Here is a 12775-nt window from a genome sequence, read left to right on the forward strand (position 1 = left end):
TACTCGCACGGGGTGCCGACAGTGTTCGATCATCCCGGGGGCCGGGGCAACCCCCGGGTGCCCGCTGCGGCGGCCGGTGGGGGCGGGGGCCGCGGGGGCCGTGCGGTCCGGCGGACGCGGACTGTCAGTGGCTCGTGGCAGGATCGGGGACGTGGCAGAGAAAGCATCGAAGCAGACCGAGAAGACCCCCGGCGGCGGCCGTCCCCGGCTGATGCTCATGGACGGGCACTCGCTGGCGTACCGCGCGTTCTTCGCGCTGCCCGCGGAGAACTTCACCACCGCGACGGGCCAGACGACGAACGCGATCTACGGTTTCGCGTCGATGCTGGCGAACACGCTGCGTGACGAGGCGCCGACGCACTTCGCGGTGGCGTTCGACGTGTCCCGCAAGACGTGGCGCTCGGAGGAGTTCACCGAGTACAAGGCGAACCGCTCCAAGACCCCGGACGAGTTCAAGGGGCAGGTCGAGCTGATCGGGGAGCTGCTCGACGCGATGGGCGCGGCCCGTTTCGCGGTCGAGGGGTTCGAGGCGGACGACGTCATCGCCACGCTCGCCACGCAGGCCGAGGCCGAGGGCTTCGAAGTGCTGATCGTCACCGGTGACCGGGACTCCTTCCAGCTGGTCACCGAGAACACGACGGTGCTGTACCCGACGAAGGGCGTCTCGGAGCTCACGCGGTACACCCCGGAGAAGGTCGTCGAGAAGTACGGGCTGACGCCGGCGCAGTACCCGGACTTCGCGGCGCTGCGCGGTGACCCGTCGGACAACCTGCCGGGCATCCCGGGGGTCGGTGAGAAGACCGCCGCGAAGTGGATCAACCAGTTCGGTTCGTTCGCGGAGCTGGTGGAGCGGGTGGAGGAGGTCAAGGGCAAGGCCGGCCAGAACCTGCGTGACCACCTGGAGTCGGTGAAGCTCAACCGCCGGCTGACGGAGATGGTGCGCTCGGTCGAGCTGCCCAAGGGGGTCGCCGACCTGGAGCGGGCGCCGTACGACCGCAAGGCCGTCGCGATGGTCCTTGACACGCTGGAGATCCGCAACCCGTCGCTGCGGGAGCGGCTGCTGGCCGTCGACCCGGGCGCGGTGGAGGCGGAGGCCGACCCGGTGGCCGTCGCGGGCGTCGAGATCGACGGCACGGTGCTCGGTTCCGGGGAGCTGGCGCCGTGGCTGGAGGGGCACGGCGCGGCGGTCCTGGGTGTGGCCATGGTCGGTGCCTGGGCGCTCGGCACCGGCTCGGTGACCGAGGTGGCGCTGGCCGCGGCGGACGGGACGGCGGCCTGGTTCGACCCGGCGGAGCTGGACGAGGCCGACGACCGCGCGTGGGCGGCCTGGCTCGCCGATCCGCGTCGTCCGAAGGTGCTGCACGACGCGAAGGCCGCGATGCGGGTCTTCCCCGAGCACGGCTGGAGCGCCGTCGAGGGCGTGGTGATGGACACCGCGCTCGCGGCCTACCTGGTCAAGCCGGGCCGCCGCTCCTTCGACCTGGACGCGCTGTCCCTGGAGTACCTGGGCCGGGAGCTGGCTCCCGCCGCCGCGGCCGACGGGCAGCTCGCCTTCGGCGCGGACGACGGCGCCGAGGCCGAGGCGCTGATGGTGCAGGCCCGCGCGATCCTCGACCTGGGGGAGGCGTTCGAGGAGCGGCTCAAGGAGGTCGGCGCGGCGGACCTGCTGCGCGACGTGGAGCTGCCCACCTCCGCGCTGCTGGCCCGGATGGAGCGTGACGGCATCGCGGCGGACCGGGCGCACCTGGAGGGCATGGAGCAGCTGTTCGCGGGCGCCGTGCAGCAGGCCGTGAAGGAGGCGCACGCGGCGGCGGGGCACGAGTTCAACCTGGGCTCGCCCAAGCAGCTCCAGGAGGTCCTCTTCGGTGAGCTGGGCCTTCCGAAGACCAAGCGCACCAAGACCGGCTACACCACGGACGCGGACGCCCTCGCCTGGCTCGCGGGCCAGACGGACAACGAGCTGCCGGTCATCATGCTCCGCCACCGCGAGCAGGCGAAGCTGCGGGTCACCGTCGAGGGCCTGATCAAGACGATCGCGGCGGACGGCCGGATCCACACCACCTTCAACCAGACGGTCGCCGCGACGGGCCGTCTCTCCTCCCAGGACCCGAACCTCCAGAACATCCCGGTCCGCACGGACGAGGGCAGGGCGATCCGCCGCGGTTTCGTGGTCGGCGAGGGGTACGAGTCGCTGCTGACCGCGGACTACAGCCAGATCGAGCTGCGGGTGATGGCGCACCTCTCCGAGGACGAGGGTCTGATCGAGGCGTTCACCTCGGGCGAGGACCTGCACACCACGGTCGCCTCGCACGTGTTCGCGGTCGGGCGCGACGCGGTGGACGCCGAGATGCGCCGCAAGACCAAGGCGATGTCGTACGGCCTGGCGTACGGTCTGTCGGCGTTCGGTCTGTCCCAGCAGCTGAACATCGACGCGGGTGAGGCCCGGGCGCTGATGGAGAACTACTTCGAGCGTTTCGGCGGGGTACGGGACTATCTGCGGCGCGTGGTCGACGAGGCGCGGGCGACGGGGTACACCGAGACGCTGTTCGGCCGGCGCCGTTACCTGCCCGACCTGAACAGCGACAACCGGCAGCGCCGTGAGATGGCCGAGCGCATGGCGCTGAACGCGCCGATCCAGGGCACGGCGGCCGACATCGTCAAGATCGCCATGCTGAACGTCGAGCGGGCCCTGCGCGAGGCCGGTCTGGCCTCTCGCATACTGCTCCAGGTCCATGACGAGATCGTGCTGGAGGTGGCGCCCGGCGAGCGGGAGCGGGCCGAGGAGCTGGTCCGCCGCGAGATGGCCGGCGCCGTCCGGCTGAGGGCCCCGCTGGACGTCTCGGTGGGCCACGGCCGGGACTGGGAGTCGGCCGCGCACTGAGCGCCGTACCGGTCGTCGCCGGGCGTACGGCGGCCTCCGGGGTGGGCGGCGCCCCCGCCCACGGGGGCGGGGCGTCCCCCGCCGGAGGTCCCGGGCGGGTGCCTCACCCGTACGGCCCCCGCGGGGGCGCCTCCGGCGGGGGCGTGGCGTGAGGATGCGGGCATGGGTATACGCACGCTTCGCTGCCGTACCGCGACGACCCTCGGCTTCCTGTTGCCGGCCGGACACGGACCGATGTCCGCGTACGCGCCCGATGCCAGCACGGCCCGTGTGCCGGCCGAGTCCGCCCCGCTCCGGTCCGCCCGGGACCAGGCCCGCGCCGCGGCCGCGACCCGCGAGGCCGCGGACTCACGGGCGGCCGCGCGTCCCTGAGGGCACGTGCGCCACTGGGACGCGTGCGCCACCGGGACGCGTGCGCTACCGGGACGCGTGCGCCACCGGGACGCGTGCGCTACCGGGACGCGTGCGCCACCGGGACGCGTGCGCTACCGGGGAACGGGCGCGTCGTCCCGCCGCGGTACCGATGCCGGAGCGGGACGCCACATCCGCACGCCCGCCCCGTACAGCACCACCCCGACCGCGAGTCCCGCGCCCGCTCCGAAGCAGAGGGTCGGGATGATCTCGTAGGGCTTGGCGATCGAACCCCAGTACGCCCACCACCGGTTCACCCGGTGCGCGGCGGCCACCAGGGCGCACCCCCCGATCACGGCCACGGCCACCCACCGGTCGGCCGCGGAGAGCACGGGCACCCCGACGGGTCCCGCGGACCCCACGGGTGGCACGGGCGGCTGCCGGCGCAGGGCGAGCACCACGTATACGGCGAGCACGACCGCCGCCACGGCGGAGCCGCCGTACTGCAGGTACCAGAACAGCGGCTGCCCCGCGAAGTCCTGCAGCAGGACGGGGAACACCCGCGCCCCCCACCCGTGGAGGTGGGTGAACGCGTCCAGGAAGACGTGCGTGAGCCCGCCGAGCGCGGCGGAGACGTACCACCACACCACCGTGGAGGGGCGCCGCGGCGGCCGCGGCGCCCCGCAGCGCACCAGCGACGCCACCCGCCCCTGCCGTGCCCGGGGCAGCAGCGCCACCAGCGGCTCGCGCAGGAACAGCCACCCGCCCGCCAGGGCCAGGGCCACGAGGACGTCGAAGGTGAGGACGCCCGCGAGGGAGTGCGTGAAGGTGCCGAACTCCATCGCCCCGGGCACCGCGCTCGCGGCGTAGTAGGTCATGTCGGGCGCCATCGAACCGGCCACGAGCAGCGACGGCACCAGTCGGCCGCGTCCGCTGCCGTCGCCCCGGAGGGCGGGCAGCACGGCGGCCGCGTGGCTGAGCGTGAAAGGCAAGTTCTCCTCCTGCGGCAGGCGTTGGCCGGTCGAGCAGGCCGCTGATCGGTGCCGCCAGTATGCGCGACGCGTCGGCCGGTGCTCCGGGGGCGCATGGGGCGGGCGTTTCGTATATGGCCAATCGGTGAATACCGGGCGCGAACGGGTGCCCGCGCACAGCAAGTTGTCGTAGGGTCTCGTGGGTCACCGGTAGAACGCGCGGGCGATCGTCCTCGGGGAGGGCTCACTCAATGGCGGCGCAATTCGGGAAAAGGCTGCGCAAGGGAGCGGCGAACACCGCCGTGGTCGCGGTCGCGGTCGCGGCACTGGCCGCATCCCAGGCCCCCGCAGTGACCATAGACGGCTCCGGCGGACAGGCCGCCGACGCGCCCTCGCCCGACGGGAACGCGGACGACACCGCGACCGGCAACTCGCGCTACTACACGGACCTCCCGCCCCTCGACAGTCCCACCGCCACTCCCAGCACGGGGGCCGACGGCGAGACGTCGAGCGTCGCGGGCGGTGAGCGCGGCATCCCCGCGACCGTCCTCGACGCCTACAAGAAGGCCGAGGCGGCCCTGCGCGACGCCAAGCCGGGCTGCAACCTGCCCTGGCAGCTCCTCGCCGCCATCGGCAAGGTCGAGTCCGGGCAGGCCCGGGGCGGCCGCGTCGCCGCCGACGGCACGACGATCGGCAAGATCCTCGGCCCGCAGCTCAACGGCAACGGCTTCGCGAACATCAGCGACACCGACGGCGGCGCGTACGACGGCGACAGCACGTACGACCGTGCCGTCGGTCCGATGCAGTTCATCCCGTCCACCTGGGCGTGGGCCGGCCGCGACGGCAACGGCGACGGCGTCTCGGACCCGAACAACATCTACGACGCGGCCCTCGCCGCCGGCCACTACCTGTGCCGGTTCAGCTGGGACCTGTCCGACCGGGCGGACCTCAGGAAGGCGATCCTCAGCTACAACAACTCGACCGACTACCTCAACACGGTCCTGTCGTGGCTGGAGTACTACCGCAAGGGCACCCACGAGATCCCCGACGGCACGGGCACGCTGCCCCGGCGGGAGAGCGACGACGCCCCCGGGCGCGGCTCCGGCACGCCCGGCACCGGCACGACGCCCCCCGCGGCGGGCCCCCCGTCGCAGGGGACGCCGCCGCCGGAGCAGGGCCCGGGAACCGGGAAGCCGCCCGCCACGACCCCGCCCCCGACGACCCCGCCGCCCGCCACCCAGCCGCCGACGACACCTCCCACCACGCCCCCGACGACGCCTCCCGGAACCCCGACCGACACGGTGCACCACCTCAAGGACGCGGGCACCGCGGAGCTCACCGCGCGGGCGGGCGACGCGTTCACCGGGAGGATCGGTGTCCGTGCCGAGACGAAGGACGGCGAGGCCGTAGGGAAGGTGCGCATCCGCTTCACCGTCGTCGGGGACACCGACGCCGCCTTCGAGGGCGGCGAGACCGTCGCCACCGTCGTCACGGGCGCCTCGGGCGTCGCGACCGCGCCCCGGCTCCGGGCGGGTGCGGAGACCGGCGAGTTCACGGTGCGGGCGACCGTCGTGGGCCGCTCGGTGCCCGCCCTCGACTTCGGGGCGACCGTCACCGAGCGCACCGCCGACTTCCTCGTCCGCACCGACTCGACCCCGCTGACCTGCGTGGCCGGCGGCGAGTTCGCGGAGCAGGTCGAGCTGAAGGCCACCTACCGGGGCGCCGCCGCGGACAAGGTGGCTGCCTCCGCGACTCTGGTCAAGGGACTGCTCGACTCCTCCGAGAACGACGAGGGCCCCTACTTCGAGGACGCCGACGGCAACCCCGTGCGCACCCTGAAGGGCCTGAGAACCGACGGGGACGGCAAGCTGAAGCTGCCGAAGCTGTACGCGGGCGACACCACGGGCACGTTCTGGCTCCGCGTCACCACCGCGGGCGGCGCGACGCGCACGGTCGCCCTGACCGTGACGAAGGCCGAGGCGTCGGCCGACCCGGAGACCTCGCCCGGACCGGAGACGCCGGAGGCGTCCCCCGGTCCGTCGGCGAGCTCCACGGAGTGAGCGAACGGAGCGGCGGGCCCGCCCGGTGGACCGGGCGGGTCAACGCCTGAGGCGCGCGTTCGTGTGCCGGGTCGGTGCCGCGGCCGCCGGGTCCTCCGGCCACGGGTGCTTCGGGTACCGCCCGCGCAGCTCGGCCCGCACCGCCCGGTAGCCGTCCCGCCAGAAGGAGGCGAGATCGGCGGTGACGGCGGCCGGCCGGCCGGCGGGGGAGAGCAGGTGCACGAGCACGGGAATCCCGGCGAGCACGGGTGACTCCTGAAGCCCGAACATCTCCTGCAGCTTCACCGCCAGCACCGGCCGTCCGGGGTCGGAGTAGTCGACCCGGACCGCGGACCCGCTCGGTACCACGATCCGCTCGGGCGCGAGCTCGTCCAGCCGTGCCGCCTCGCCCCCGGCCCACGGCAGCAGCCGCCTCAGCGCCTCCCCGGCGTCGACGCGCGCCAGGTCGGCCCGGCGCCGGGCCCGGCCCAGCTCCGGCTCCAGCCAGTCGTCCACGCGCGCGTGCAGGGCGTCGTCACGGACGTCGGGCCAGGGGTCGCCGAGGTGCGCCCGCAGGAACGCGAGCCGCTGCCGCAGCCGCTCCGCGTCCCCCGACCACCGCAGCAGCCCGAACCCCTCCTCCCGCAGCCCCGCCAGCAGCGCCTCCCGTACGAGCCGGGGATCGGCGTCGTCCAGCGGCCGCACCGTGAGCTCCACGGCGCCGAGCCGTTCGACGCGCCGCGCGACCACGTCCCCGCCGGCCCACCGCACCTCCTCGCCCGCCGCCGCCAGGGGCGCCGCCGCCTGCCGGGCCACCTCCTCGTCGACCGCCGCGGCGAGCCGCACGCGCGCGTGCCCCGCGCCGACGGGCCGGTCGGCGACGGCGACGGCCAGCCACGGGGACCCGCGCAGCCCGGACCCCTCGGCGAGCTCGGCCCGCGTCCCGGAGACCATCAGGTACGACCCGCCCCGTGCCCGCGCCACCCGCTCGGGGAACGCGAGCGCGGCCACCAGCCCGACGGCCCGGTCGTCCCGGTCGTCCCGGTCGCTCCCGCCGCCGTCCCGGGGGCCCGCGGCGGGCCCCGCCTCGCCGACCGCGGACCGCAGCCGCCGCGCCTCCGTGCGCCAGCGCTGCGCGTAGGCGTCGCCGCCGCGCCGGGCGGCCCGCCACGCCGCGGCGAGATCGTCGCCGTACTCCCGGGGCGGCTCCTCGCTCAGCAGCGCCACGACCTCCGCCGCCCGCTCCGCGCCGACCCGTTCGGCCGCGTCGAGCAGGGCACGGGCCAGCCGGGGGTGCAGGCCCAGCCGCGCCATCCGTGCGCCGCGCCGCGTCGGCCGGCCCGCGGGGTCCACCGCGCCGACGGCCTCCAGCACCTTCCGCGCCGCCGCCATCGCCCCGCCCGGCGGCGGGTCGAGGAGCGCCAGCCCGGAGGCGTCCGGGTCGCCCCAGCAGGCCGCCTGGAGGGCGAACGCGGTCAGGTCGGCCAGTTGCACCTCCGGCGCCGGAAAGCGCGGCAGACGGGCGTCCTCGGCCTCCGCCCAGCAGCGGTACACGGTGCCCGGGGCCTCCCGCCCGGCCCGCCCCGCCCGCTGCCGTCCGGCCGCCTGCGAGGCCCGTACGGTCGTCAGCGCGCTCAGCCCGCGCGCGTGGTCCACCCGCGGCTCGCGCGCGAGCCCGCTGTCCACGACGGTCCGCACGCCGGGGACCGTCAGCGACGACTCGGCCACCGACGTGGCCAGCACCACCCGGCGGCGGGTCCCCGGGGACAGCACCGCGTCCTGCACGGCCGCCGGCGCCCGCCCGTGCACCTGGAGCACCTCGACGTCGCCCAGGTCGCCCAGCTGCCCGGCCACGCGCGCGATCTCGCCGACGCCGGGCAGGAAGCACAGCACGTCGCCCTCCCGCTCGGCCAGCGCCCGCCGCACCACCGACGCCACGTGCGCGAGCAGCGCCGGGTCCACCCGCATGCCGTGCGGGGGACGGACCCCGCGCGCGGGCGGCGCCCACACCACCTCCACCGGGTGCGAGACGCCCTCCGCCGCGACCACCGGCACGTCCCCCAGCAGCCGGGCCCACCCTTCCGCGTCGGTCGTGGCGGACGCGGCGACCAGACGCAGCTCCGGGCGGAGCGCGGCCCGTACGTCCAGGACGAACGCCGCCACCATGTCCGCGTCCAGGTGCCGCTCGTGGCACTCGTCCAGCACGACGACGTCGACGCCGGCCAGCTCCTGGTCCCGCTGCAGCCGCTGCAGCAGCACACCGGTCGTCACGACCTCCACGCGCACGCGTGGTCCCACCACGCGCTCACCGCGCACACTGAACCCGACGCTCTCCCCGACCCGCTCCCCGAGCAGCCACGCCATCCGCCGCGCCGCCGCCCGCGCGGCGATGCGCCGGGGCTCGGCGACGACGACACGCCGCGCCGGGCCGTCACCGACGAGTCCCGCCAGCACCAGCGGCACCAGCGTGGTCTTGCCGGTGCCCGGCGGCGCCACCAGCACGGCGGCACCGTGCGCGTCCAGCGCGTCGTTCAGGGCGGGCAGGGCACCGCGTACCGGCAACTGGTCCAGGGCGTCGTAACGGATCACGCCCCCAGTCTCCCCGCCACCGCCCTCGCCGCCGTCAGTCCCGCTCGCACACGAAGATCGCCGTTCCCGGGATCAGGGCGCCGCGCAGCGGGGACCAGCCGCCCCACTCGGAGCTGTTCCAGGCGGGCCACTCCGGCTCGACCAGGTCCGCCAGGCGGAAGCCCGCCGCCACGACGTCCCGGACGCGGTCTCCGAGCGTCCTGTGGTGCTCGACGTACACCGCGCGGCCGCTCTCGTCCTGCTCGACGTAGGGCGTGCGGTCGAAGTACGACCCCGAGACGCTCAGTCCCTCGGGGCCGGGTTCGTCGGGGAACGCCCAGCGGATCGGGTGGGTCACCGAGAAGACGAGACGGCCGCCGGGACGCAGCACCCGGCGCACCTCCCGCAGCACCAGCACCGGGTCGGCCACGAAGGGCAGCGCCCCGTACGCCGAGCACGCCAGGTCGAAGGAGGCGTCCGCGAAGGGCAGCGCCGCCGCGTCGGCCTGGACGAGGGGGAACGTCCCGCCGATCCGCAGCGCGTGCTGGAGCTGCCGGTGGGACAGGTCCAGGGCGACCGGGCGGGCGCCCTGGGCGGCCAGCCAGCGCGAGCACTGGGCCGCTCCGGCGCCGATCTCCAGCACGTCCTTGCCGCCGAGGTCCTCCGGCGGCCCGAGCAGCTCCGCCTCCACCTCGTCCAGTCCCTCGGGACCCCACACGAAGCGGTCGTCCCCGAGGAAGGTGCCGTGTTCGACCTGGTACTCGTCGGCGTTCCGGTCCCACCAGCCGCGGTTGGCGCGGGAACTCTCCGTGACCCCCGCCTCGCGGCGTGTCGCCTCGGGCTCGGCGGCCCCGGGCGCCCCGGATGCGTGGAAGACCTCGGGCTCTTGGATGATCGGCTCCCTCGTCGTACTCTTCCGATCCCGTGCCGGTAGTGTCGCGGAGGGGGCGTCCCGGGCCCGTGGGGCGGCGGAACGCCGTCCGGGCACGGCAGGCGGGCGGCGTCGCGTGTGTTCTTGTGCCGGTTATGAGGCGATCCGCCCCGGGTGTGCGCCTTCGCGCATTGACCCTGTCCGGCTGCCCCCGTATGCTACAAGTTGCGCTGCGGGCCTGCGCACCTCAGACGTAGCAGGCTGCGCTCGCATCTGTTGTATGTCCCCTCGGTTGTCGAGGCGCCGCCACCGGAAGTCCAGGTGAGGCGCTTCCTAGGCTGTCCGGCTTCTGCAGAGCGAAACGGGCTCCCGGCGTAAGCAGTACCTACGACTTCAATGTCCGTACCGGAGCCCTTTCCCACATGACGAGCAGCACCGAGACCACCGCCACCACGCCGCAGGTAGCGGTCAACGACATCGGTAACGAGGAAGCCTTCCTCGCCGCGATCGACGAGACGATCAAGTACTTCAACGACGGCGACATCGTCGACGGCGTCATCGTGAAGGTCGACCGGGACGAGGTCCTGCTCGACATCGGTTACAAGACCGAAGGTGTCATCCCGAGCCGCGAGCTCTCGATCAAGCACGACGTCGACCCGAACGAGGTCGTGGCCGTCGGCGACGAGATCGAGGCCCTGGTCCTCCAGAAGGAGGACAAGGAAGGCCGCCTGATCCTCTCGAAGAAGCGCGCCCAGTACGAGCGTGCCTGGGGCACCATCGAGAAGATCAAGGAAGAGGACGGCATCGTCACCGGTACCGTCATCGAGGTCGTCAAGGGTGGTCTCATCCTCGACATCGGCCTCCGTGGCTTCCTCCCCGCCTCCCTGGTCGAGATGCGCCGCGTCCGCGACCTGCAGCCGTACGTCGGCAAGGAGCTCGAGGCCAAGATCATCGAGCTGGACAAGAACCGCAACAACGTGGTCCTGTCCCGCCGTGCCTGGCTGGAGCAGACCCAGTCCGAGGTCCGCCAGACGTTCCTCACGACCCTCCAGAAGGGTCAGGTCCGCTCCGGTGTGGTCTCCTCGATCGTCAACTTCGGTGCCTTCGTGGACCTGGGTGGCGTCGACGGTCTGGTCCACGTCTCCGAGCTGTCCTGGAAGCACATCGACCACCCCTCCGAGGTCGTCGAGGTCGGCCAGGAGGTCACCGTCGAGGTCCTCGACGTCGACATGGACCGCGAGCGCGTCTCCCTGTCGCTGAAGGCGACCCAGGAAGACCCGTGGCAGCAGTTCGCCCGCACCCACCAGATCGGCCAGGTCGTGCCCGGCAAGGTCACGAAGCTGGTTCCGTTCGGTGCGTTCGTCCGCGTGGACGAGGGCATCGAGGGTCTGGTCCACATCTCCGAGCTGGCCGAGCGCCACGTGGAGATCCCGGAGCAGGTCGTCCAGGTCAACGACGAGATCTTCGTCAAGGTCATCGACATCGACCTGGAGCGTCGCCGGATCTCGCTGTCCCTCAAGCAGGCCAACGAGTCCTTCGGAGCCGACCCGACGGCGGTCGAGTTCGACCCGACCCTGTACGGCATGGCCGCGTCCTACGACGACCAGGGCAACTACATCTACCCCGAGGGCTTCGACCCCGAGACCAACGACTGGCTCGAGGGTTACGAGAAGCAGCGCGAGGAGTGGGAGCGCCAGTACGCCGAGGCGCAGACGCGCTTCGAGCAGCACCAGGCGCAGGTCATCAAGTCCCGCGAGGCGGACGAGCAGGCCGCTGCCGAGGGTGGCGAGGCCGCCGCTCCGGCCGCGTCCGGCGGCGGTTCGTACTCCTCCGAGGGTGGCGACAACTCCGGCGCCCTCGCCTCGGACGAGGCCCTGGCCGCGCTCCGCGAGAAGCTCGCCGGCGGCCAGAGCTGAACTCCGCACGGAGGAACGCTCCACCGCTGACCGGTAGTCGCCCGACCACCGGCCGGCAGTAGCTCGACCGAAGGCCCGCATCCACCCGGATGCGGGCCTTCGGCGTATCCGCGGGGAGCGGACGGGTTCCGGCCGCGACGGTGGGGAATGCTCACGCCCCATGCGGCGTTGTGCGTGACGGACATGAGGAGGAGCGGTCACAGTGCTTGATCCGCAGGGTTTGTACGCATGGGAGCCGAAAGGCCTGAGCGTCGTCGACATGGCGCTGGCCCAGGAGTCGGCCGGACTGGTCATGCTCTACCACTTCGACGGATACATCGACGCGGGCGAGACCGGCGACCAGATCGTCGACCAGCTCCTCGACTCGCTGCCCCACCAGGTCGTCGCCCGTTTCGACCACGACCGGCTCGTCGACTACCGCGCCCGCCGCCCGCTGCTGACGTTCAAGCGCGACCGCTGGACCGGCTACGAGGAGCCCACCCTGGACGTGCGGCTCGTCCAGGACGCCACCGGGGCGCCCTTCCTGCTGCTGTCCGGCCCCGAGCCGGACGTCGAGTGGGAACGCTTCGCCGCCGCCGTGCTGCAGATCGTGGAGCGGCTCGGGGTGCGCCTGTCCGTGAACTTCCACGGCATCCCCATGGGCGTCCCGCACACCCGCCCGGTGGGACTGACCCCGCACGGCAACCGCACCGAGCTGGTGCCGGGCCACCGCGGCCCCTTCGAGGAGGCGCAGGTGCCCGGCAGCGCGGAGGGCCTCGTCGAGTACCGCCTGATGGAGGCCGGCCACGACGTCCTCGGCGTCGCCGCGCACGTGCCGCACTACATCGCCCGCTCCGCGTACCCGGACGCCGCCCTGACCGTGCTGGAGGCGATCACGGGCGCGACCGGACTGGTGCTCCCCGGCGTCGCCCACGCGCTCCGCACGCAGGCGTACCGCACCCAGACCGAGATCGACCGGCAGATCCAGGAGGGCGACGAGGAGCTCGTCGCCCTCGTCCAGGGCCTGGAGCACCAGTACGACGCCGCGGCCGGCGCCGAGACGCGCGGCAACATGCTGGCCGAGCCCGTCGACATCCCGTCCGCGGACGAGATCGGGCGCGAGTTCGAGAAGTTCCTGGCGGAGCGGGAGGGCGAGGGCTGAACCGGGGCGTCCAGGCCCGCGGTGGGGCCCGGGGGGA

General features: G+C 73.8%; 8 protein-coding genes. 5 read left to right on the forward strand and 3 right to left on the reverse strand.

The genetic code is table 11. The features are described 5' to 3' along the window. The first annotated feature begins 151 nt into the window (after positions 1–151). On the forward strand, positions 152–2881 hold the full coding sequence (gene polA / locus IEZ04_RS20700; protein ID WP_189218410.1) for a DNA polymerase I: 2730 nt from the start codon (positions 152–154) through the stop codon (positions 2879–2881). A gap of 162 nt (positions 2882–3043) precedes the next feature. Continuing rightward, positions 3044–3253, forward strand: a complete 210-nt coding sequence (locus tag IEZ04_RS20705) for a hypothetical protein (protein WP_189218411.1) — start codon at positions 3044–3046, stop codon at positions 3251–3253. 113 nt (positions 3254–3366) lie between these two features. Here the strand turns inward: IEZ04_RS20705 and IEZ04_RS20710 are convergent, their stop codons facing one another. After that, positions 3367–4224, reverse strand: a complete 858-nt coding sequence (locus IEZ04_RS20710) for a DUF4184 family protein (RefSeq protein WP_189218412.1) — start codon at positions 4222–4224, stop codon at positions 3367–3369. A gap of 230 nt (positions 4225–4454) precedes the next feature. On the opposite strand from IEZ04_RS20710, the gene IEZ04_RS20715 reads away from it, so the two are divergent. After that, positions 4455–6263 (forward strand): lytic transglycosylase domain-containing protein, encoded by a 1809-nt coding sequence (locus tag IEZ04_RS20715; RefSeq protein ID WP_189218413.1) that lies wholly within the window; start codon positions 4455–4457, stop codon positions 6261–6263. A gap of 39 nt (positions 6264–6302) precedes the next feature. Here IEZ04_RS20715 and hrpB read toward each other — a convergent pair whose 3' ends face one another. Together hrpB and IEZ04_RS20725 are read right to left on the reverse strand one after the other, a co-directional pair. Beyond that, positions 6303–8831 carry an ATP-dependent helicase HrpB gene (gene hrpB, locus IEZ04_RS20720; RefSeq protein WP_189218414.1) on the reverse strand — a complete coding sequence of 843 codons (2529 nt, stop codon included), beginning with the start codon at positions 8829–8831 and terminating at the stop codon, positions 6303–6305. Between the two features lie 34 nt (positions 8832–8865). Next, entirely contained in the window at positions 8866–9705 is an 840-nt protein-coding gene (locus tag IEZ04_RS20725; protein ID WP_189218480.1) for a class I SAM-dependent methyltransferase, read from the reverse strand. 398 nt (positions 9706–10103) lie between these two features. Here IEZ04_RS20725 and rpsA point away from each other — a divergent pair, with 398 nt between their 5' ends. Continuing rightward, positions 10104–11597, forward strand: a complete 1494-nt coding sequence (rpsA, locus tag IEZ04_RS20730) for a 30S ribosomal protein S1 (RefSeq protein ID WP_189218415.1) — start codon at positions 10104–10106, stop codon at positions 11595–11597. Between the two features lie 202 nt (positions 11598–11799). Then, positions 11800–12738 carry a PAC2 family protein gene (locus tag IEZ04_RS20735; RefSeq protein WP_189218416.1) on the forward strand — a complete coding sequence of 313 codons (939 nt, stop codon included), beginning with the start codon at positions 11800–11802 and terminating at the stop codon, positions 12736–12738. The last annotated feature ends 37 nt before the right edge of the window (positions 12739–12775 follow it).

The sequence above is a fragment of the Streptomyces ruber genome, assembly GCF_014648075.1.
GTDB lineage: Bacteria > Actinomycetota > Actinomycetes > Streptomycetales > Streptomycetaceae > Streptomyces > Streptomyces ruber.

Bases quoted from the DNA above. Each gene is read 5' to 3' on its own strand.
- IEZ04_RS20705 (WP_189218411.1), top strand. From the start codon at position 3,044: ATGGGTATACGCACGCTTCGCTGCCGTACCGCGACGACCCTCGGCTTC.
- IEZ04_RS20715 (WP_189218413.1), top strand. From the start codon at position 4,455: ATGGCGGCGCAATTCGGGAAAAGGCTGCGCAAGGGAGCGGCGAACACC.
- rpsA (WP_189218415.1), top strand. From the start codon at position 10,104: ATGACGAGCAGCACCGAGACCACCGCCACCACGCCGCAGGTAGCGGTC.